The sequence below is a fragment of the Thiorhodovibrio winogradskyi genome (assembly GCF_036208045.1).
Lineage (GTDB): Bacteria > Pseudomonadota > Gammaproteobacteria > Chromatiales > Chromatiaceae > Thiorhodovibrio > Thiorhodovibrio winogradskyi.
Genome location: NZ_CP121472.1, coordinates 2,847,084 through 2,867,545 on the forward strand (window position 1 = coordinate 2,847,084; position 20,462 = coordinate 2,867,545).

At 61.5% G+C, this 20,462-nt stretch carries 18 protein-coding genes; 6 read left to right on the top strand and 12 right to left on the bottom strand.

Annotated features, from left to right (window positions below; translation table 11 throughout):
- Positions 1-122 precede the first annotated feature (122 nt).
- Positions 123-1,157, top strand: a complete 1,035-nt coding sequence (gene ygfZ, locus Thiowin_RS12875; RefSeq protein ID WP_328983409.1) for a CAF17-like 4Fe-4S cluster assembly/insertion protein YgfZ — start codon at positions 123-125, stop codon at positions 1,155-1,157.
- A gap of 160 nt (positions 1,158-1,317) precedes the next feature.
- On the opposite strand, the gene Thiowin_RS12880 is transcribed toward ygfZ, so the two are convergent.
- The 5 genes from Thiowin_RS12880 to Thiowin_RS12900 all read right to left on the bottom strand — a co-directional run bounded on the left by Thiowin_RS12880 (position 1,318) and on the right by Thiowin_RS12900 (position 5,828).
- Positions 1,318-1,971, bottom strand: coding sequence for a thiol:disulfide interchange protein DsbA/DsbL (locus tag Thiowin_RS12880; protein WP_328983410.1), 654 nt, complete (start codon positions 1,969-1,971; stop codon positions 1,318-1,320).
- A gap of 86 nt (positions 1,972-2,057) precedes the next feature.
- Positions 2,058-2,957: a 4-hydroxybenzoate octaprenyltransferase gene (gene ubiA, locus Thiowin_RS12885; protein ID WP_328983411.1), complete on the bottom strand. Its 900-nt coding sequence runs from the start codon at positions 2,955-2,957 to the stop codon at positions 2,058-2,060.
- Positions 2,958-3,048: 91 nt separating this feature from the next.
- Positions 3,049-4,380: a prephenate-dependent tRNA uridine(34) hydroxylase TrhP gene (gene trhP, locus Thiowin_RS12890; RefSeq protein WP_328983412.1), complete on the bottom strand. Its 1,332-nt coding sequence runs from the start codon at positions 4,378-4,380 to the stop codon at positions 3,049-3,051.
- A 35-nt stretch (positions 4,381-4,415) separates the two neighbouring features.
- A complete protein-coding gene (locus Thiowin_RS12895; RefSeq protein WP_328983413.1) occupies positions 4,416-5,615 on the bottom strand; it encodes a ChaN family lipoprotein in 1,200 nt (399 codons plus the stop codon).
- Between the two features lie 81 nt (positions 5,616-5,696).
- The gene (locus tag Thiowin_RS12900; protein ID WP_328983414.1) at positions 5,697-5,828 is read right to left on the bottom strand and encodes a hypothetical protein; all 132 of its coding nucleotides are present in this window, start codon (positions 5,826-5,828) and stop codon (positions 5,697-5,699) included.
- On the opposite strand from Thiowin_RS12900, the gene Thiowin_RS12905 reads away from it, so the two are divergent.
- Complete coding sequence (locus tag Thiowin_RS12905) at positions 5,827-8,154, top strand: M1 family metallopeptidase (protein WP_328983415.1); 2,328 nt, start codon at positions 5,827-5,829, stop codon at positions 8,152-8,154. The two genes, Thiowin_RS12900 and Thiowin_RS12905, sit on opposite strands and share 2 nt — an antisense overlap.
- On the opposite strand, the gene Thiowin_RS12910 is transcribed toward Thiowin_RS12905, so the two are convergent.
- The gene (locus Thiowin_RS12910; protein ID WP_408034078.1) at positions 8,117-8,716 is read right to left on the bottom strand and encodes a response regulator; all 600 of its coding nucleotides are present in this window, start codon (positions 8,714-8,716) and stop codon (positions 8,117-8,119) included. The two genes, Thiowin_RS12905 and Thiowin_RS12910, sit on opposite strands and share 38 nt — an antisense overlap.
- A 353-nt stretch (positions 8,717-9,069) precedes the next feature.
- Here Thiowin_RS12910 and xseA point away from each other — a divergent pair, with 353 nt between their 5' ends.
- Complete coding sequence (gene xseA / locus Thiowin_RS12915) at positions 9,070-10,455, top strand: exodeoxyribonuclease VII large subunit (RefSeq protein WP_328983417.1); 1,386 nt, start codon at positions 9,070-9,072, stop codon at positions 10,453-10,455.
- Between the two features lie 87 nt (positions 10,456-10,542).
- On the opposite strand, the gene Thiowin_RS12920 is transcribed toward xseA, so the two are convergent.
- Positions 10,543-11,745, bottom strand: a complete 1,203-nt coding sequence (locus Thiowin_RS12920; RefSeq protein ID WP_328983418.1) for a pyridoxal phosphate-dependent aminotransferase — start codon at positions 11,743-11,745, stop codon at positions 10,543-10,545.
- Between the two features lie 67 nt (positions 11,746-11,812).
- Positions 11,813-12,010, bottom strand: coding sequence for a hypothetical protein (locus Thiowin_RS12925; RefSeq protein WP_328983419.1), 198 nt, complete (start codon positions 12,008-12,010; stop codon positions 11,813-11,815).
- Positions 12,011-12,176: 166 nt separating this feature from the next.
- Between Thiowin_RS12925 and Thiowin_RS12930 the strand changes: the two genes are divergently transcribed.
- Positions 12,177-12,356 (top strand): hypothetical protein, encoded by a 180-nt coding sequence (locus Thiowin_RS12930; protein ID WP_328983420.1) that lies wholly within the window; start codon positions 12,177-12,179, stop codon positions 12,354-12,356.
- A gap of 140 nt (positions 12,357-12,496) precedes the next feature.
- Positions 12,497-14,464 carry an amylosucrase gene (locus Thiowin_RS12935; protein WP_328983421.1) on the top strand — a complete coding sequence of 656 codons (1,968 nt, stop codon included), beginning with the start codon at positions 12,497-12,499 and terminating at the stop codon, positions 14,462-14,464.
- Between the two features lie 458 nt (positions 14,465-14,922).
- On the opposite strand, the gene Thiowin_RS12940 is transcribed toward Thiowin_RS12935, so the two are convergent.
- Positions 14,923-16,176 (bottom strand): RNA-binding domain-containing protein, encoded by a 1,254-nt coding sequence (locus Thiowin_RS12940; RefSeq protein WP_328983422.1) that lies wholly within the window; start codon positions 16,174-16,176, stop codon positions 14,923-14,925.
- Positions 16,177-16,516: 340 nt separating this feature from the next.
- The gene (gene trxC / locus Thiowin_RS12945; protein WP_328983423.1) at positions 16,517-16,951 is read right to left on the bottom strand and encodes a thioredoxin TrxC; all 435 of its coding nucleotides are present in this window, start codon (positions 16,949-16,951) and stop codon (positions 16,517-16,519) included.
- A 109-nt stretch (positions 16,952-17,060) separates the two neighbouring features.
- Between trxC and trxA the strand changes: the two genes are divergently transcribed.
- Positions 17,061-17,924, top strand: a complete 864-nt coding sequence (trxA, locus tag Thiowin_RS12950; RefSeq protein ID WP_328983424.1) for a thioredoxin — start codon at positions 17,061-17,063, stop codon at positions 17,922-17,924.
- On the opposite strand, the gene tilS is transcribed toward trxA, so the two are convergent.
- Both tilS and Thiowin_RS12960 read right to left on the bottom strand, forming a co-directional pair.
- Positions 17,918-19,387, bottom strand: a complete 1,470-nt coding sequence (gene tilS / locus Thiowin_RS12955) for a tRNA lysidine(34) synthetase TilS (protein WP_328983425.1) — start codon at positions 19,385-19,387, stop codon at positions 17,918-17,920. The two genes, trxA and tilS, sit on opposite strands and share 7 nt — an antisense overlap.
- Positions 19,350-20,306 carry an acetyl-CoA carboxylase carboxyltransferase subunit alpha gene (locus tag Thiowin_RS12960; protein ID WP_328983426.1) on the bottom strand — a complete coding sequence of 319 codons (957 nt, stop codon included), beginning with the start codon at positions 20,304-20,306 and terminating at the stop codon, positions 19,350-19,352. The genes tilS and Thiowin_RS12960 overlap by 38 nt, the downstream gene beginning before the upstream one ends.
- Between the last annotated feature and the right edge of the window lie 156 nt (positions 20,307-20,462).

Here is a 20,462-nt window from a genome sequence, read left to right on the forward strand (position 1 = left end):
CGGAGGCGGCGACGCTATCCTTATCACCCTACCCCAGTCCGCCCTTGGCAGTCATCTTTACCGATTCGCCCGTGCTGAATGGGCGCCAGCAGACAGACAGACAGACAGACAGGCATGCACTCATGAATACCCAGTGGCAGAGTTTTATCGTGGCACATGGCGGCACAGTCGAGGCTGACGCCAAGGTGCATTTTCCAGAAATGCCCGCGGAGTCCGACTGCGCGCTCTGCGCCCTCGGCGAGCTTGGCGTGATTGAGGTCAAGGGCGCCGATGCGGCCGACTTCCTGCAGGGCCAGCTCAGTAACGATCTGCGCGAACTCTCCGACACCCATGCGCAGCGCAGCTGCCACTGCAACGCCAAGGGCCGCGTGCTGGCAGATTCTCTGGTGCTGCGCGCGGGCGAGAGCTACCACCTGATCCTGCCGCGCGAACAAATCGCCACCCTGCTGCCACGCTTGAAGATGTTCGTGCTGCGCGCGCAAGTCGCCGTCAGGGATCTCAGTGATGAGATCATCTGCCTCGGCCTGATTGGTGAGTGCACGGGGGCTGTCTTGGCGGACCACTTCGGCTCACTACCAGAGGGCGACAATGACCTCGCCATCCAGGGAGACGCGTGCCTGATCCGCGCCGCTGGCCCACTCCCACGCTGGCTCTATGTCGGTCCGCCAGCCACCGCCGAACGCCTGTGGCAACAGGCCAGGGAAGCTGGCGCACAACTCACGGGCGGCGATCTTTGGGCCTTGCACCACATCCGCGCTGGCATTCCCAGCATTGGCGCGAACACGCGCGAATTGTTCGTGCCGCAAATGACTAACATGCACCTGATTGACGGCCTGAGCTTCCACAAGGGCTGCTACACCGGGCAGGAAGTAGTCGCGCGCATGCAATATCTTGGCAAATTGAAACGCCGCATGTACTTCAGCGAAGTGGCTCTTGACCAGCTCCCCGTCCCCGGAACCCAGCTTGACTCCGCCGGCAGCCAATCCGCCCAGGGCGCGGGCAGCGTGGTGGACGCCAGACGCAACGCCGCTGGCCGCTGCGAACTCCTCGCGGTGGCGGAAATCGCCGCGGTTGAACGCGATGACCTGACCCTGGCCGATACCGGTTCAGCACTCAGCCTGCGACCACCCCCTTACGGGCTGCCGCGGGAGGTTTAAGCTGCCGCGGCAAAAACCGGAAAACGGCATGGCCAACCTGCTCAAAACCCAGGTTGGGAGCCATTTCGGGCGCCCGGCTGGAGCGCCCTATTGGGGCGCTAGGCTGGAGCGCAAGGCTGGGGCGTCAAAATGGTCGACAGTACATCTCACAGGCCGCGTTTTAGCGGTTTAGTTCTTGGGCGATCAGCGCATCAACTACCTCAAAAGTGCGCACGCGCCCGCCGGCCTGACTGGGGCTGGTGACATACTGGCCGTTGACCACCAGCGAAGGGACTCCGGTAATACCAAAGCGGGTCGCAAGCTCGGCGGATTTGCGCACCTGCAGATCGACCGGAAAAGATTGATACGCCGCGCGAAAGGCCTCCTCATCAATCCCTTGCTCAGCGGCGAAGGCGATGAGTTGGTCATCCTCGAACAAGGGCCTGCGTTCCTCTTGCAGCGCCTTGAACAAGGGCTCATGCAGCTGCTCGAGCGCGCCTATCTGCTCGGCGGCAAAAAACGCTTTGGCGTGATTCACCCAGCGGGCTGAATTCGCCGCCGGCACGCGGCGAAAGCGCACTTGCTCCGGCTGGCGGGCCAGCCAGTGTTCAACATCGGCTTCCAGATGGTAGCAATGCGGACAACCGTACCAGAAGAATTCCAGCACCTCGACGCTCGCCTCATCGGTCGCCGGGTCAAATCGCTGTGACTGCTCGACGCGGCGGTAGTCAATACCCTCCGCCATGTCACTTGCGAGCGCCAGGGATGATGCGAAGCAGACCAGAATGAGCAGCGCCGGACGCACCAGTGCAGGCGGTAAATGAATGTGAAACATGCGTGGTTTCCTCATCCGCAGCGGGCCTAAAGAGGGGCCAAAGACAGGTGATAGAGCAATGATGGCTTGCGCGGCGACTGTCCGCATTAGCGCAGATAGTCGATCACCAAGCCGACAAACACCGCCATGCCATAGTAATTGTTATTTAAAAACGCCTTGAAGCACCGTCCTGGCTCACGCCCGCTGATCAGCCACTGCTGATAGAGGGCGAGCGCGGCAGCCACGCCAATGCCCGCGTAATAGGCCAACCCCAGACCGGCACCTAGCCCAACCGCGATAAGCAGTACAAGCATCAGCACCTGGAGCACCCCGACAACGAGCAGATCCTGGCGACCAAACAAAATGGCGGTGGATTTGATGCCAATCTTTAGATCATCCTCGCGATCAACCATGGCATATTGGGTGTCGTAGATGAGCGCCCAAAGCACGGCCGCGAAAAAAATCAACCAGGCAAAACCGGGTATGCTCCCATTGATGGCCATGAACGCCATGGGCACCGCCCAGCCAAAGGCCGCACCCAAAAAAACCTGCGGCAGATGGGTGAAACGCTTCATGAAGGGGTAGATGACCGCAAGCCCCAATGCGACAAAAGACAGGGCCACTGTCTGCCAGTTGAGCATCAGCACCAAACCAAAGGCCAGCAGGCACAGCAGCGCGAAGACTCCCAGCGCCTCGCCCGGGCCGATGATGCCCGCCGCCAGCGGCCGTGCCCGGGTGCGCTGCACATGGCCATCAAAGTGGCGATCGGCATAGTCGTTGATGGCACAACCGGCCGAGCGCATCAGAACCACGCCCAGCACGAAGATGACCACCACGGTCCAGGGCGGCTGCCCATTCCCGGCAATCCAGAGCGCCCAAAGCGCCGGCCACATGAGCAAAAAAATACCGATTGGCCGGTGCAGTCGCACAAGCTCGTAGTAGGCGTGCAGGCGCTCGTGCAGTTGCAGCGGGCGCGGGGCAGCGAACTTGGCGTCAGGCATGGACATCGTGAAGAATTGCGTCAACCGAAGGAAACAAGCCCCGAATTATGCCACAGCCCAGCCGCCCAACGGCAGGGTGTCTGGCGCAAGACCGCCATTAGAGCTCGCGCGTGAGCAGCCCAAACCGACTCAGGTCGGCACTGGCAGGCATCTTGGGCAGACCCAAACGCACAATCCAGCCCGAGCCCGGGGCAACCTCAAGCGGCTGCCCGTGCCGATCCCAGAGCTGCTCACAGACCAGGGAATGGTTGCCGGCGGGAGTGAGCAATTGCAGCTGATCGCCTCGGGCAAAACGATTCCGCACCGCCACTTCGGCCTGGCTGGAAGCCGCATCGTAGCCAATCACATCGCCGACGAAGATGGCACGTTGGTTGCGCGATACCCCGTCGCGATAATTCTGCAAGTCTTCCGGTGCATGGCGCTGATAGAAACCAGAGGTATAGCCGCGGTTAGCCAAGCCCTCGAGCTCCTCCAGCCAGCGCTTGTCAAAGGGGAGACCAGCCCGCGCGCCGTCAATTGCCTGGCGGTAGACCTGGGTGGCACGAGCACAGTAGTAGTGGGATTTGGTACGCCCTTCGATCTTGAGGCTATCAACGCCGATGGCGATGAGTTCAGCGACATGTTCAACCGCCCGCAAGTCTTTAGCGTTGAGGATATAGGTCCCCTGTTCGTCCTCGAAAATCGGCAGAGCTTCCCCAGGCCGCTGAGCTTCCTCCAGTACATAGCTCCGCTCAGAACGCGGCTGAGGTTGTAAAGCCTCGGTTTCGGCAGTGCCTGGGATCTCTCCCAGTCGGTATTCCCACCGACAGGCATTGGTGCAACTGCCCTGATTGGCGTCGCGATGGTTGAAATACCCGGAGAGCAGACAGCGCCCGGAGTAGGCGATGCACAGAGCACCATGCACAAAGACCTCAAGCTCAATTCCAGGGCACTGCTGACGAATCTCGGCGATTTCCGCGAGAGACAGCTCGCGCGACAAAATCACGCGCCTGAGCCCCTGGCGTTGCCAGAACCGCACCGTGGCGGCGTTGGTCGTATTGGCTTGCACCGACAGGTGGACAGGAATATCGGACCAGTGCTCGCGCACCAGATCAATCAACCCGGGATCGGACATGATCAGCGCATCGGGCATATACGCTGGATCATCTGGCGTCAGAATCGGTCTCAGATCAGCGAGAAAGGTGCGCAACTTGGCGCCGTGCGGCATCAGGTTGACGGCCAGATAGAAGCGCCGACCCAGCCTATGGGCGGCGCGAATTCCGGTAATCAGATTCTTGCCGGTAAAGTCATTGTTGCGCACCCGCAGGCTGTAACGCGGAATGCCGGCGTACACTGCATCGGCCCCATAGGCCAAGGCATAATCGAGATTGCGCAAGGTGCCAGCCGGAGCCAGTAGCTCAGGTCCGTTACCACTGGCGAGTTCAGCCATGAATTCAGCGGTCAATCCAGTGGACAATCCAGTGCTCAATGGAGACGCACCTCCATCCGTAGGCGCTCGGATTTGCCAATCAGACCGGGACGCAAGACCTCCACCGCGAGCTGGTCCCCTGGTGCGGCATCGACCATGGCAATACGCACGTCGGCGTAATCACTGATGGCACGCCCACCAATTCGCACCAAACGATCATCTTCCTTCACCCCAGCATCCCTGGCACCGCTCTGGTCGGAAAAGCCCTCGATACGTACCCCCTCGCCTTCCGCTTGGGTATCGAGCATCACACCAAGCAAGCCGCGCGCGGGCAACTCCAGGGGTAGTGGAAACAGCAAATAATCCGCCCGCTCGGGCGCGAATGCGTGATGCGTGCCATTGAGAATGGTGACCGTCTCCACCGGTTTCCGGCGCTTAAGTCGCATGGGGATACCCTGATCGTACTCAAGATGCCCAGAGCCCGCCAAAACCACCAGGGTCGTCCCAGGCTGTGTATCCAGAAAACGGGCCGCCTGCTCCGCCATCCCTTCGTCCCATAAGAGCTGGACGCTGAGAAACCGCTCGAAATCACTGTCTGGCCCCTGCGGATGCTGCTCATAAACAGCTTTCAAGCGCTCGCGGTAGGCCGGATCGGACGCATCAATCTCAGCTGGCAGGCGCGCGCGTTCCTCGGGTTCCAGGGCATCCATGCCTTGCTTGCCAACTTTTTCAGTCAGTTCCCGCGGCAGATTGAGCGCCACTAGCGCAATACCCTGCTCGCGCGCGAAGCGCAAGATGGGACGATAGAGCCGATAGTCATAACGCCAGCGGTCAAAGTATTCCGTCTGCTTGAGCATCTCGTGCTCGCTAAGCTCTCCGGCGACATAGGCGTCGAGCACGGGCTGGAACGGCTGCTGAAAAAACTCCATACCAATGGCCAGAGGCTTACCACGCGCATGCAGGCGTTCAATGATGGCCAGTTGATTGAGATGGTCGGCGTAGCTGTTGTGCGACTCGCCGATGAAAATGACATCCTTCTCGGCAATGCGCCCCATGAGGTCATCCAGACCAACCAGGGAGTTCAGATCCAACACCTGTGTACTGGTGGCAATCTCCGATAAGTGCGCTGCCTCGGAAGCAGATTCCGGTTCGGCCGCGGCAGAGAGCCAGGCCAGGTTTAGCCCTAGCAGGACAGTGCCCAGCTTGAGCGCGATGGACTGGCGCAGTTGGCCAGGACAGGAACAGCGAATGAACACCTTTATAATACCTCCGCGCATGAGTTGGACGGCAACCATTTAGGATGCAAGCGAATTTGCATCCAGACTGGTCAGACAACATCAGACATTGATCTCGACCAGTTCCACAGAGATCGCTCCTGCCAAAAGAACGGCATTGCAGCATGCCCTCACAGCAAAATCAGGTTGCACCGCCACCAGCACAACCCCCATGTCAGGAAGGATCGCCATCATGTCACCCATCATGTTACAGAGCCATCGCATGACCATCATGTCCTTGCCGCGCATCAGCCACCTTGCGCCCCTTGCCGTCCTGACGCTGCTACTGGCCGCCGCGGTGCATCCCGCGCCCTTGGCACAGGCCGCCTCGCAGCCCCCTCTGCCGCTGGTCACCCACCGGCTGGAGGTTCAACTCGACCCGCAAGAGTCCGGCATCGTGGCAACGGATCAGATCCGCCTGCCAGAGCCCCGGCGCGAGATCCATTTCTCGCTGCACCGCGATTTGCGGCCCGAACTCATCGGCCCGGGGCAGCTCAGGCGCATCGCCACCCGCGGCCATTTGAGTGACTACCAGGCGCGACTGCCAGCGCCCGCCGAGGAGATCAAACTGCGCTATCAGGGCCGCATCCGCCATGAGCTGCAAGAGGTGCGCGAGGGCATGGGCCGTTCGCGCCAAGGTTCACTCGGCACCATTGGCGAGGATGGTGTCTTTCTCAGTGGCGTCAGCGGTTGGTATCCGCGCATCGCGGGTCGCATGGAAAGCTTCAGGCTCAGCGTCAGTCTGCCACCTGGCTGGCACGCCATCTCCCAAGGCGAGGGTCCCGACCAGATGGAGGCGGAAACGCACGAGAGCGAGAACAAGAGCGACAACGAGACCGGGGACAGCTCAGCGCGCTCGCACTGGCGGGAATCCCAGCCGCAGGATGAGATTTACCTTATCGCCGCGCCCTTTCAACTCTACCGCCAGGAGGCCGAGGGTGTCGATCTCCAGGCCTGGCTGCGCGATGCCGCCACCGCCGATACCGAGCTGGCCGAGCTAGCCGAGCGCTACCTGGCCGCCACGGGCGATTATCTGCAACGCTACAGCAGGCTGATCGGGCCCTATCCCTATGCCAAGTTCGCCCTGGTCGAGAACTTCTGGGAAACCGGCTATGGCATGCCATCCTTTACCCTGCTGGGGCCGCGCGTGCTGCGCCTACCCTTCATTCTGCACAGTTCTTACCCACATGAGATTCTGCACAACTGGTGGGGCAATGGCGTTTTTGTCGACTGGGACCAGGGCAACTGGAGCGAGGGCCTGACCGCCTATCTGGCCGATCACCTGAACCAGGCGCTCGCGGGCCAGGGCAGCGACTACCGCCGTGACCAGCTCAAGGCCTATGCCGATTATGTGCGCACCGGCTCGGATCGCCCGCTCGCCGATTTTCGCGCCCGTCACAGCCAGGCCTCGCAGGCCATCGGCTATGGCAAGTCGCTCATGGTCTTTCACATGCTGCGCCGACGCCTGGGCGATGAGGCGTTCATTCTCGGGCTGCGGCGCTTTTATGCCGACAATCTGTTTCGGCACGCCAGCTGGGCCGATTTGCGGCATGCCTTCGAGCAGGCGAGCGGACAGGATCTGGCGGCCTTCTTCAACGCCTGGGTGCGACGTCCGGGTGCGCCACGGCTAAGTCTCGGGCAGGTTGAAGCGCAACAAGACCCCGACGGCGGTTATCGGATCACTGCCTTGGTGCACCAGACGCAAGCGTCCGCTGTCTTCCCGCTGCGAGTGCCTGTCATCCTGCATGACATCCAGGGTCAACCCCATGAACACTGGATGGATTTCACCACCGAACGCGAGCAGAGGGTTCGCTTCAAGCTCGACAGGGCCCCATTGCGACTAGCCCTGGATCCGCTGTTCGACAGCTTCCGCTGGCTGGAACGCGGCGAAACCCCGATTCGCCTGAGCAGTCTGTTCGGCGCTCCGGCCGGCACCCTCATCCTGCCCGCCCAAGCGCCGGATGCCTTGCGTGAGGCGTATCGGCAACTGGCCGCGAGTTGGCAGCGGGGCCAGGCACAATGGCGGATCATCGAGGATGCCGAGATCGCCGAGTTACCGCCTGGCCCGGTCTGGCTGATTGGCTGGGAGAATCGCTTTCTGCCGCGGTTTGGCACCGGCAGCCCGGACTTTCAGCTCGCCATCGACCGGCGCCAGGTGAATGTGGCCGGCACCCGTCATGCAAACGTCAGCCCAGTGCTCACGCGAGGGTTCAGTGCCACTGACAAGACAACGCCGGAGAACGGGACTCAGCCGATTGGCTGGCTGGCCGCGGACCAGGTCGCGGCCGTCGCCGGACTTGCGCGCAAGCTGCCCCATTACGGCAAATACGGCTTTCTGCTGTTTCAGGGCAGCGAGCCCAGCAATCTATTGAAAGCTCAGTGGTCAGTGCATGCGTCGCCGCTGATTCACTGGTTTCGCGACCCTTTGAGTGACGCGCCAAGTGACCAGGCAGGCGGGGAGAGGATCAAAGACCTAAGGCCCGTCATACGCCATTCCTTGTTACAGAGCCTACCGAACTAACCCCCAGGGCCGTGGCATAGCGCAGCAGTTCCTCGGGCGTGGAGAAGCCCAGCTTCTTCATGATGCGCCGGCGGTAGGTATCGACCGTTTTGGGGCTAATGCCCATGGCCTCGGCGATATTGCGCGACGCGCTGTTGCGCGCCATGGCGTCGAGCAAGGCGCGCTCGCGCGTCGAGAGCCGATTGAAGGGAGCCTCCTCGATCGGATCTGGCTCCAAGGGAAAAAACGGCTTGCCCGCCCCGACCTGGTGAATGGCGGCGAGCAAATCCTCTGCTGATTGGTCTTTTTGCACAAAGCCACTTGCCCCAGCCGCGGCCATCTGCTGCACGAAGTGCTGATTGGCATGCGCCGAGAGCGCGATCACCTGAACGCCGGCTGGCAGGGCACGAATGCGCCCGGCCGCCTCGATGCCATTCATGCCCGGCATGCAGACGTCGAGCACCACCACATCCGGCTCCAGTTCATTGCTCATGCGCACCGCCTCATCGCCGTCGCCGGCCACGCCGATGAGTTTAATACCGGGATCGCGCCGTAGCAGCGCCCCCAGCCCGTCGCGGACCATCAGGTGATCATCGACCAAGAGGACCCGAATTGGCCGGGGTACCGGTTCCGGTTCCGGCCCTGGTTCCGGTTCCGTTTTCGGCGCAGATTCGAGCCCGGGCGCTTCATCGGCGGGAAAAGTCGGAGTCGAATGCGCAGCTGGACACCCCAGCGCTGACGCATCCAAACCCGCGTCACTGCCTGCTTGCTGTTCTTGCTCTTGTTCTTGTTCTGGCTCTTGTTCTGGTGTCATGCACGACCTCCGCCTCCTTCCAGCCAACCATTGCAACAGCCGGCGCGTAACGCATCAAATGCGCAAAGAACTGGTTTAGCATGCCTAAGACCTCGCCGCAACCAACCACAGCCCCATGCGACATGACATACGACAACCAACAGCCCACTCTTGACTTTGGCCGCGATATCTGGAGCGTCTCGCGCCTGAACCGCGAGCTGTCCGCCGTGCTTCAGGGCAGTTTTCCCCTGCTATGGGTGCGGGGTGAAGTCTCAAACCTGGCGCGCCCAGCGTCTGGACACCTATATTTCAGCCTCAAGGATCAGGCGGCACAAATGCGTTGCGTCATGTTTCGCAACAAACGCCTGCTCGCGGCCGTCACCCCAGCCAACGGCCAGCAACTGCTGGTGCGCGCGCGGCTCGGCTTCTACGAGCCGCGCGGCGAATGCCAGCTGATCATCGAGCACGCGGAACCGGCCGGCGAAGGCGCCCTGCGCATGGCGCTCGAGGCGCTGAAACGACGCCTCGCCGCCGAGGGCCTGTTCGATGAGGCCGGCAAACGCGCGCTGCCGGCCTTTCCGTGCCAGATTGGCCTGATCACCTCGGCCAGCGGCGCCGCACTGCATGATTTGCTCACGGTACTGGGACGGCGCTGGCCCCTCACCCCCCTGCTGATCTATCCCGCCCAGGTCCAGGGGGAAGGCGCGGCTGCAAGCCTTATCGCCGCGCTCGAGCGAGCCAAGGCACGCGCCGACTGCGATCTGCTGATTCTGGCGCGCGGCGGGGGTTCGTTCGAGGATCTCATGGCCTTTAACGACGAAGGCCTGGTGCGCGCGATACGCGCCTGCACCATTCCGGTGCTGACCGGCATCGGCCACGAAGTCGACTTTAGCCTCGCCGATCTCGCCGCTGACCGCCGCGCCGCCACGCCCTCCGCCGCGGCCGAATGTGCCACCCCCGCGCAACAGGCCGTGCGCGAGCGCCTGCTGGCCCTCGAGCGTCGGCTGGTAGCCAAAACTCAGGCACAGCTGCAACACATGCGCCGCCGCCTGACCAACAGCGAACGCCATCTGCGTCTGCTGCATCCCCGCAACCGCTTGCAACAGCAGGCACAACGACTCGATCAACTCGAACAGCGCCTGCGCGCGATGCTTGAGCGCGATCTGGAGCGCCGCCGCCAGCGGCTGCAACGCCTGCGACAGCGCTTGGCCCTTGCCACTCCGGCCCGCGCCATTGCAGGCGCGGGTAATCGCCTCGAGCGGCTACGAAGCCGCCTGCGAACAGCCGGACAAGGCCTCATCGAACACAAGCGCCAGCGCCTGCAAGCGGCTAGCGCCGCCCTGAATGCCCGCAGCCCCCTCGCTACCCTCGGCCGCGGCTATGCGCTGGTGAGCGGTTGCGAGGGTCAACTCATCAGGAGTCGCCATCAGATCCAGGCAGGCGATTGCCTGAGCATTCGCCTGCTAGACGGGACTGTAACAGCGCGGGCGGAAGACGCGGCACGGGCGAAAGAGTCCACGCGCACCTAAGGGGCATGGGACATCAGCACCAGGGAGAATCAAGCGCCTGTTTCCAAGGTCAGGCCAAACTCATTCAAGCAGCAAAAGCACGCCGACTCAGCCGCCCCGCGCCAACTCAGCCACCTTGGCCAGGCGTTCCATCGCCTGCTCAAGATTCGCGCGACTGGTGGCGATGGAAATGCGCGCGCATCCATTGAGCCCGAAGGCCGAGCCCGGTACCAAGGCAATACCAGCCTGTTCGATCAGGTATTCGGCCAGTTCAAGATCATTACTCACCGAATTCAGGCCATCGATCAGCCCCTGCACTTGTGGAAACACATAAAAGGTGCCATCGGTTGGCAGGCACTCAATACCAGGCATGGCATTCAAGGCATCGACCACCAGGTCATGACGCTCCTTGAAAGCCGCGACCATTTCCAGAATACATTCCTGCGAACCCTCGAGTGCCGCCTGGGCCGCCACCTGCGAAATGGATGTGGGATTGGAGGTGCTCTGCGACTGGACCTTTTTCATCGCCTTGATGATGGGCTCGGGTCCACCGGCATAACCGATGCGCCAGCCGGTCATGGAGTAGGCCTTGGAGACACCGTTGAGCACCAAGGTGCGGGGTTCAAGATCCGGGCACACATTCAGAATATTGACGAAGGCCTGATCGCGATCCCAGCGGATATGCTCATACATATCATCAGTGGCAATAAGCGCGCGCGGAAACTCACGCAGCACCTCGCCAAGCGCCTTGAGCTCATCGGCACTGTAGGCCATGCCGGTCGGGTTCGAAGGGCTGTTGATAAAGACCAGCCGCGTCTGCTCGGTCATGGCCGCGCGTAACTGCACGGGCGTGATCTTAAAGCGCTGCTCCGCCCCCGCGTTCACGAACACTGGCGCGGCCCCGGCGAGCAGCACGATGTCCGGGTAGGAGACCCAGTAAGGGGCTGGAATGATAGCCTCATCGCCTGGATCGAGCACCGCCTGGGCCAAATTATAGATACTTTGCTTGCCGCCGCAGGAGACCAGGATCTGATCTGGTGAAAAATGCAGCCCGTTCTCGCGCTCAAATTTCGCCACCACGGCCGCCTTGAGTTCGGCTGTGCCATCAACCGCCGTATACTTGGTGAAGCCATCGCGAATGGCCTTGATCGCAGCCTCCTTGATATGGACCGGGGTATCAAAATCCGGCTCACCGGCGCCAAGGCCAATCACATCCTGACCAGCCGCGCGCAACGCCTTGGCGCGAGCCGTGATGGCAAGAGTGGCCGAAGGTTTGACCGCCTGAACCCGGGTAGAGAGCTTGATTGTCATCGTTGTTTGGCACCTTGAGGTTGGGCTGAAATGTCATCAGGCACGTCGCCGCGACGCAAGCGCGGCATCATGATCGGACCGAGCGACGCAGGCGAACGCGCAAGCCCCAATCATAGCCGAGCATCATGGGCCCTGTCTCAACCCTTGAGACCCCGCGGCCAATCCCGCCCTCTAGCCAATCGAGTCGCGGGTTGCCGCCAAGGGACAGCGGCGCCAGGATGACCGCGTTGTAGCTGGACTCGCAGCGGGGGATATCCCGAAACATTTGGATTCCGGCGGGTCACGAACTTATCATGTCCATCACACAGCTGGTCGCGGGCAATCAACCACACTGTCATGACAACCCCACAGCCATGGCTCGGCAAGGCGAGACACTGCACACCGGGGCCAAATCCCTAGCACCCTGATGACGTCGCTTTAGGTATTTTTTCATGCACATTTTCGATGCCGAACCCGCCGTTGTGCGCGACCTCAAAGATGAGAGCACACGGATTCTCGAGAAGGCTTATACGCATTTTAAAATCAGCGCGCTACGCCATCCGACGCTGGGCAAGTTGGTCATTGTGGAGGATCTCCACGGCGGTGGTGCCGTGGTGGAAACCGAGCACTGAGTCGCTCACTGGAGCCACCCGCGCCCAACGCCCTCGTGGCGAGATCACGATTGGCAACCGCACACCATAGGCCGCGCGGAGGCCCCATTTGTTTTTCTCTTTCAGCGCGGCCATTAAGCTGCGCTTGATGACGCATTCCCATGGATCGCACCACTCAAAACATCGATGAACAATGGCTTGCCGAGCAAGCCGATCAGTCCTTGCAACGCTTGCGCCCGCGCCTTGAGCAGCGCTTTCAATCCGCCGTCGATGCTGGCGAATGGCAAGGCTACCTTGAACGCCTTGAGCGCCATTTTCCGCGCCTGTTCCGGCATTTGTTCCGGCTCTACGGCGGTTACTACGACTTTTTCTACCATCTCGAGAGCATTCTGTCCTCCGCCACCGAGATGTGGATCGAGCGTCCAGCCGAACTCAAGGCGCTTGATGCCATGCGTCGCGCCGATCCGCACTGGTATCAGTCCAACCGCATGGTCGGGGCCATGTGCTACGTGGATCTCTTTGCCGGCGATCTTGCCGCCCTGCGCGAGCGCATCCCATACTTAAGCGAGATGGGCATCACCTACCTGCACCTGATGCCCATTTTCAAGGAGCCCGAGGGCGACAATGACGGTGGCTACGCGGTCAGCAGCTACCGCGAGGTCAACCCAGCGCTCGGCACCATGGACGGTCTGGCTGACCTGGCCACCGAATTGCGCCACCACGGCATTTCCCTGACACTGGATTTTGTCTTCAACCACACCAGCGACGACCACGAATGGGCACAGCAGGCACTGAACGGCAATGCGCGCTATCAGGCTTACTACCGCATGTTCCCGGACCGCACCCTACCGGATCTCTACGAGCAGCACATGCCGGAGGTGTTTGGCGAGGACCACCCGGGCGCCTTCACCTACCGCACGCGGCTGAAGAAATGGATCTGGACCACCTTCCACACCTATCAGTGGGATCTAAACTACGAGAACCCGGAAGTCTTCAACCGCATGCTCGAGGAAATGCTCTTCCTCGCCAATCGCGGAGTGGAAATTCTGCGCCTCGACGCCGTGGCCTTCATTTGGAAGCGGCTCGGCACCAACTCCCAGAATCTGCCCGAGGCCCATTGGATTATCCAGGCGTTCAATGCCCTGGTCAGTATTGCCGCGCCGGCCATGGTGTTTAAATCCGAGGCCATCGTGCATCCCGACGAGGTGCGCAGTTATGTCAGCAAGGATGAATGCCCGCTGTCTTACAACCCGCAGCTCATGGCCCTGCTGTGGGATGCCCTGGCCACGCGCGATGTACGTGTGCTGCAACGCGCCATGGGGCATCGCTTCGGCATTCCGCCTGGCTGCGCCTGGATCAACTACGTGCGCTGCCATGATGACATCGGCTGGGCCTTCGCCGATGACGATGTCGCCGCTTGCGATTTCAACCCCGGACCGCACCGGCGCTTCCTGACCGACTTCTACACCGGACGGTTTCAGGGCAGCTTCGCCCGCGGCGCGCCCTTTCAGGAAGATCCGGTCACCGGCGATGCGCGCGTCTCCGGAACCTGCGCCTCCCTCACCGGGGTGGAGCATGCGCTGGCCATCGGCGACGAGGCCGAGCTGGGGCTGGCCATTCGCCGCATTCTGCTGATTCACGGCATCATCATCACCATCGGCGGCATCCCACTGATTTACCTGGGCGACGAAATCGCCACCCTGAACGACCACGACTATGACCAGGATCCGGAAAAGGTCGGCGACTCACGTTGGCTGCACCGCGGGCTGTTTGACTGGGAACGCGCCGAGCAACGCCGCGATCCCGACAGCGTGCCGGGGCGGGTCTATCAGGGCCTGCTACGCTTGCTGCAACTGCGCAGTCAAAACCAGGCCTTTACCCGCCCGGATACAGAAATGCTGGACACCGGCAATCGGCATGTTTTTGGCTTTACGCGCAGCAACGAGCACTCGGTGGTCTTCGTGCTGGCGAATTTTACCGAGCGCGACCAATCGCTCGAAGCGCGCCGACTGCGCCAGATGGGTATGCGCAAGACCATGGTCGATCTCTACTCCGGCCGCACCCTGATCGCCACCCAAGAGTTGATCCTGGAGCCCTATCAGATTCTGGTGTTGGCGCGTCATGCCTAGCACGCGCGGCGCAGCGTCGCCGGCATCTACAGCCGCGCGTCGCACCTGATCAAGCGTGCGGAGGCACTGAACGCCTGGGCGGATTTTGTCTTGCGACTGGTCGGCGAACGACAGGCTGCCGCCAATCCCATCGGAGAAATCAGCCATAATTATCAGACATCAGGCATCCTACCTTGCGCGACCGAACCGAACACAAGGGCGACTGGCGCCGGTCATGGCATAGGTTCACCGTCGATGTACTCGTAGCGGATCTCGGCGCCATCCTCGGCGGCGAGTTAGTCATCGACACTGATGCGACGCTCTCGGGCCAGGTTGGTCATCATGGATCCTAAATCCCCTCTTGATCGATTAGTGAATCTTTTTGCGTCTCGTGTGTTAAAATGCAAAGCCTGGACTTCACCATACTTTAGGTTTGGACACAGTCTTTGTCACCCTGCAGAGCAAACCCACACTGGCGGTCAGCCTGTTTTGTTATAAGAACTACGCGAACGATAGAGGATCACCTTCAGCGCATCCTCGGTCAACTCAAATTCAGGCACTGTCCCATTGTGCGCCCGCATGGCGGGAATCACTTTGGTGCGCACCCCCATGCCGCGCGCCTCCACATAGCCATAGTCGCGCAGAATGTCCATGATGATGGGATTGCGCGGCGAGCGTTGCCCGGCGATGATTTTTTCGATGGTCATGGCGTTCTGCAGGGCGCCGGGGCTGATAATCTCCAGACGATCCGCATAGCAACTGAGTTCAATATCAACTGAGCGCGTCCAGTCGCGGTGGGCCAGGGCGTTGATGGCCAGTTCGCGCACGGCTTCCCATGGGTAGTGCCAGTGGGTGGTTCGGCGCATATCGGCGCCAATGGTGGCGCTGTCCTCGGTGATGAAGGGACGCAAGGTGGCGGCTAGCTTGTCGATCAACCCGTCGTCAATATGCTGACTGCCCCCGCTGGCAGATCTTTTGCGGCGCGCGACCAGAGGGGCGTCGAGCACCACATCCAGGCGCGCATCGTAGGACTTTTCCGTGCCCGTGAAGACCATGACCCGCAAACCGGCCTGGCGGATGGCCTGACGTGGCTGGATGCCGAAACCAAGCAAACCGGCGATGGAGGCGGTTTGATGACCACAGCCATCCTCGGCCATCAGGCCAAGGCCGAGCAGGCGCTGTTGCCATTGGTCGCTGTCCTCGGGAACATCCGGATCCTGGATGATATGACGCAGGTAATAGTCGAGCCGGTCAAGGTCGAGCCGGTCGATGCTAGTGCCGGCCACAGGCAGGGTTTCCGCGTGCAAGAGTCCGCCGGTTGCAAAAAGTCTCAGTTGCTGCTCGCGCGAGGCGATCTCGGAGCGGTTGCCCATGCGGATGTAGATATCCTCCCGTCCCTGATGACGCAGTACATAGGGTTTGGAGATCCCGGCCGCGAGGGAGACGATACCCACGCGCTGCGTTTCGCTCCAGTGCAACTCTTCATAGAAGGGGATGATTTGCGGGTGAACTTTGTCGCGAAACACATTCAAAACCCACTCCTGGGTGTCAGCGCGTTGCAGACCGCTGACTCGACCGTTGTCCTCGACGCCGAGCAGAATGCGTCCGCCTTGTACATTCGCCAGGGCGACGATTTCTTTCGCCAGTTGCTCCGGGCGAATATCGTCACGCTTGAACTCAATGCCGGAATTCTCTCCGTTGGCGATGATTTCTTCGAGATCGCGTTTTAGCATAGCTTGTTGAACAACTCAGAGAATGCCAGCACGCTATTTTCGCGCGAGAACTGGTCTCGCGCGAAAACTGGCTTTCCGCGAGCGCCCTCCCCCGCTCGGTGAGCGCGCGGACAAGCGCCGGATCCGCGCAAAGCCGGCGCACGGCGGTGACGATTTGCGCCGGCGTACGCTCATCGACCAGACACATCCTCATAGAGGTCCGCCATCGACACTTTGACATCGAGACTCGTCAGATCAATTAACTCTACGGCGGCGAAAGTATACAGCTCAAAATCGAGACCACGGCTTCAAACAGCACGGCAAGCCGCCGCCCCCACTTTTTCTATATTGTCCGCTCCCCTCAAAGCACTCCCCTGATCCAGCCTTCCAGCCCGCTCGCATCCATCGCACCGGATGTCCGGCCCAGCTCCCGGCCTTGGCGGAACACAATCATGGTGGGAATGCTCCGAATGCCAAAACGCATGGCCAGGCGCTGGTCTTTTTCTGTATTCACCTTGGCCAGACGCGCTTGGGGCTCGAGTTGCCGCGCCGCTTGAGCAAAGGCTGGCGCCATCATTTTGCAGGGGCCGCACCAGGGCGCCCAGAAATCGACCACTAGCGGGATGCCAGCGCGCGAGGCATGGCGATCGAAGGTTTTTTCCGTGAGTTCCAGGGGGCGGCCCGTGAAGAGCTTGTCGTGACATTTGCCGCACTTGGCCTCCATTAGCGGTCGACTGGCCGGGACGCGGTTGACCGCATCGCAGTGGGGACAAACCAGATGGATTGCATCGGACATCAGAAGACTCCTGTTAAACCTGACTTGATTCTCAGGTCAAGGATGACCAAACTTCAGGGTTGATGGCAATGTTGTTTGCAACTTTCGCACGTTTTTGAGAAAGACTTCCATGGCTGACTCACCTCATGTTATCGCGGTCACCACTGAGACCTTTCAGTCGGTGGTGCTTGATGGATCCCTCCAGCGTCCAGTGCTGGTTGACTTCTGGGCGGACTGGTGCGCGCCCTGCCGGCAGCTGATGCCCTTGCTCGCCAAGTTAGCGCAAGAATATGGCGGCCAGTTCCTGCTTGCCAAGGTCGATACCGAGGCCGAACAGGCACTGGCGATGCAATTTGGCATCCGCAGCCTACCAACGGTGCAATTGTTCAAGGACGGTCGGGTCATTGACCAGTTCATGGGCGCCTTGCCGGAAGGACAAGTGCGCGAATTCCTCGAACGTCATCTCCCCAACGAGGGCGACAAGCGCATCGCCACTGCTCGCGCGCTCATGGTCAAAGAGGAATTCGACGCCGCCGAGGCCAAGCTGGCCGAGGCCGAACAACTTGGCGCCGGCGAACAGCAGCTGTTTGTCCCGCGCGCCGAGCTGCTTGCGGCCCGTGGCGATCTGAGCGCGCTGGAGGCGGCGCTTGAGCACACCCCTATCGAGCTGGTCGACCATCCGGACGTCAAATCCCTACATGCGCGCTTACTGTTCGCCCGCGCACTGACCGGGGCGCCAGACCTCGGCAGGCTCGAGCAGGAGATCGCCGCCGACTCGGATAACAGCCAGGCCAGATATCAACTTGCCGCGCGGCTTTTCATGAGCGGCAAGCAGGAGGCCGCCTTCGAGCATCTGCTCACCCTGATGCAAAAGGACCGCGGCTATGGCGAGGATGCCGCGCGCAAGGCCATTCTGATGGGCTTCGAGCTGCTCGGCCAGGATCACCCACTGGTCACCAAAACCCGCGGTCGGCTCTCGCGACTGCTTTACTGACCTGCGACACCAGTACCCGGCGGGGGCTTCTCGGCGTCTGCCGCGAAACGTCCGGCATCGCCGATGATGTCTGTTAGTCCGGCGCTCACTCCGAGCGCGTGCAGCCAACGCAAGGCTGGTAAGCGGGCATCACAGAGCGCCACTCCAGCCACGGCCACAAGCTGCTCGCCGGCAAAGACCAGAGGCACATAGGGCCGCAGCCAAGACGGAACGCCACACTGCTGAAACAGCGCCTTGAGCGATCTGCTGGGGCCATCCGGTCGGGGCCGACATCTGAGTCCATGAAGGCCAAAGTGCACATGGAGGGAGTCCTCATTCAGCCGGGTTGCCCCCCTGAGTGGCGGCAGGCTGAGCTCGCCAAAACGCCCGCCCAGATGCAAGCATTGTCCGGCAGGCCACTCGATGCCGATCGTCGGCGGTGCAGGCAGTGGTTCCAGCGCGAAGAGATCATCGCGATAACGGCGCAGCTCGCAACCTGACCAAGCCACCAGTGGACTGGCGTCGGCGCGCGCGGCAAGCAGGCTGTGGCTAATCTGCTCAAGCCGACGCTGATTGGGCATACGAAAGCCCCGCTGCGCCAGCCAGTGGCGCAAGACCGCGTGTCGGCGATCGCGAGGTATGGACAGCAAAGCGTTGACAGAAAGCCTGCCTGGGTCACTGGACTCCACCTTGACCAGCCAGTCAGCACTGGCGGTCTCGATCAACTCGGCGGCTTCGGCACAATGGCGAGCGGTCCGCGCCAGGGTTCCGGAAGCCGCTGGCCAACGCTCGCGCAGTAGCGGAAAAACCATCTGGCGCAAATAGTTACGATCAAATGCCGTGTTCCTGTTGCTGGGATCTTCAATCCACCCCAAGCCATGCGCGCTGGCGTAGGCGGCGATCTGCGCCCCGGTGCAATGCAGCCAGGGACGCACGGCCAACCCCGCACCCAAGACGCGAGCACGAGGCATGCCGGCCAGTCCCTTCACACCCGCTCCGCGCAACAAGGCCAGCAGCAGGGTCTCGGCCTGATCGTCCTGGTGCTGTGCAAGCCACAGTTGATCACCGGGTGCGAGCAGTTGCCGCCAGAGCGACCAGCGTGCCTCGCGTGCGGCTTCTTCTGGACTCTGACCAGGTTGCGGAGCGGCATCGACAGCCCGCACCCGAATCGGCACCGCCAACTCGGCACAGTAGGCGCGGCAGTGGGCCGCCCAGTGGGCAGAATCGGCATGCAGGCCATGATCGATATGCACGGCGCCGAGCACCGGGCGCTCGGCGGGCGGAAGTATATTGACTAGCTGGACGACGGCATGCAGCAGCGCCGTGGAATCGCGCCCACCGCTGAAGGCAATCCACAGCCGCGTCGCGCGTTGGCCCTCCAGGCTCAGCCGCAGCGCATCCCGCAGGGGGCCGGCCGCCTTGGAATCGGGATCGCGCCTGGACGTCTCAGGCCTTGAAACGCCCGAACCCGCGCAAGCGTTCATAGCGCAGGGCCTGAAGTTGACCAGGGTCGAGTGCGTCGAGCTCCTCGAGCGCGGCAATCAGCGTGGCCTTGAGGGTGGCGGTCATGGTCTCGGTATCGCGATGGGCGCCGCCGAGCGGCTCGGGCACCACTTCGTCGATCAGCCCCAGCTCATTGAGCTTATCGGAGGTAATGGCCATGGCCTCGGCCGCGAGCTGGGCTTTCTCGGCGCTTTTCCACAGGATGGACGCGCAGCCCTCGGGGGAGATGACCGAGTAGGTGCTAAATTGCAGCATCAGCAGGCGATCGGCCACGCCGATGGCCAAAGCCCCGCCCGAGCCTCCCTCGCCAGTCACGGTCGCGACAATGGGCACCGAAAGGGCGGCCATTTCCTGCAGATTACGCGCGATGGCCTCGCTCTGGCCGCGTTCCTCGGCGCCCACGCCAGGGTAGGCGCCCGGCGTGTCGATAAAGGTGAGAATGGGCAGGCCAAAGCGCTGAGCCATGTGCATCAGTCGCAATGCCTTGCGGTAGCCCTCGGGCCGGGGCATGCCAAAGTTGCGGGCGATCTTTTCTTTGGTGTCGCGGCCTTTTTGATGGCCGATCAGCATCACCGGGCGCCCGTCGAGGCGCGCCAAACCGCCGACAATGGCTTTGTCGTCAGCAAAGGCGCGGTCGCCGTGCAGCTCCTCGAAGTCCTCGAAGATGCGAGTGGCGTAATCGAGTAGATAAGGCCGCAGTGGATGACGCGAGAGCTGGGAGATCTGCCAGGGCGTGAGCGAGGCAAAAATCTGCTCGGTCAGCTCGCGCTTTTTGGTCTCGAGATGCTCGATCTCCTCGGCGATGTTGATTTCATTATCATCACCGACGTGGCGCAGCTCTTCGATCTTGGCGGCAAGCTCGGCGACCGGTTGTTCGAATTCGAGGAAGTTAAGGTCCATAGGCTGCCAATTCTACTCGAAATCGGGGCGCTTCCAACAGCCCCCAATGCGCATTTGTCTTCAGCTCAGCATGCGAAATCACTGACCAGCCAAGGCAGACGCGCAAGTTTTTGTCACTCCATCATGTCCGGGGTAGTATGCGCCCACTCATTGACA

Bases quoted from the DNA above. Each gene is read 5' to 3' on its own strand.
- ygfZ (WP_328983409.1), top strand. From the start codon at position 123: ATGAATACCCAGTGGCAGAGTTTTATCGTGGCACATGGCGGCACAGTC.
- Thiowin_RS12880 (WP_328983410.1), bottom strand. From the start codon at position 1,971: ATGTTTCACATTCATTTACCGCCTGCACTGGTGCGTCCGGCGCTGCTC.
- ubiA (WP_328983411.1), bottom strand. From the start codon at position 2,957: ATGTCCATGCCTGACGCCAAGTTCGCTGCCCCGCGCCCGCTGCAACTG.
- trhP (WP_328983412.1), bottom strand. From the start codon at position 4,380: ATGGCTGAACTCGCCAGTGGTAACGGACCTGAGCTACTGGCTCCGGCT.
- Thiowin_RS12905 (WP_328983415.1), top strand. From the start codon at position 5,827: ATGTCACCCATCATGTTACAGAGCCATCGCATGACCATCATGTCCTTG.
- Thiowin_RS12900 (WP_328983414.1), bottom strand. From the start codon at position 5,828: ATGATGGCGATCCTTCCTGACATGGGGGTTGTGCTGGTGGCGGTGCAA.
- Thiowin_RS12910 (WP_408034078.1), bottom strand. From the start codon at position 8,716: ATGGTCCGCGACGGGCTGGGGGCGCTGCTACGGCGCGATCCCGGTATT.
- xseA (WP_328983417.1), top strand. From the start codon at position 9,070: ATGACATACGACAACCAACAGCCCACTCTTGACTTTGGCCGCGATATC.
- Thiowin_RS12920 (WP_328983418.1), bottom strand. From the start codon at position 11,745: ATGACAATCAAGCTCTCTACCCGGGTTCAGGCGGTCAAACCTTCGGCC.
- Thiowin_RS12925 (WP_328983419.1), bottom strand. From the start codon at position 12,010: ATGTTTCGGGATATCCCCCGCTGCGAGTCCAGCTACAACGCGGTCATC.
- Thiowin_RS12930 (WP_328983420.1), top strand. From the start codon at position 12,177: ATGCACATTTTCGATGCCGAACCCGCCGTTGTGCGCGACCTCAAAGAT.
- Thiowin_RS12935 (WP_328983421.1), top strand. From the start codon at position 12,497: ATGGATCGCACCACTCAAAACATCGATGAACAATGGCTTGCCGAGCAA.
- Thiowin_RS12940 (WP_328983422.1), bottom strand. From the start codon at position 16,176: ATGCTAAAACGCGATCTCGAAGAAATCATCGCCAACGGAGAGAATTCC.
- trxC (WP_328983423.1), bottom strand. From the start codon at position 16,951: ATGTCCGATGCAATCCATCTGGTTTGTCCCCACTGCGATGCGGTCAAC.
- trxA (WP_328983424.1), top strand. From the start codon at position 17,061: ATGGCTGACTCACCTCATGTTATCGCGGTCACCACTGAGACCTTTCAG.
- tilS (WP_328983425.1), bottom strand. From the start codon at position 19,387: ATGAACGCTTGCGCGGGTTCGGGCGTTTCAAGGCCTGAGACGTCCAGG.
- Thiowin_RS12960 (WP_328983426.1), bottom strand. From the start codon at position 20,306: ATGGACCTTAACTTCCTCGAATTCGAACAACCGGTCGCCGAGCTTGCC.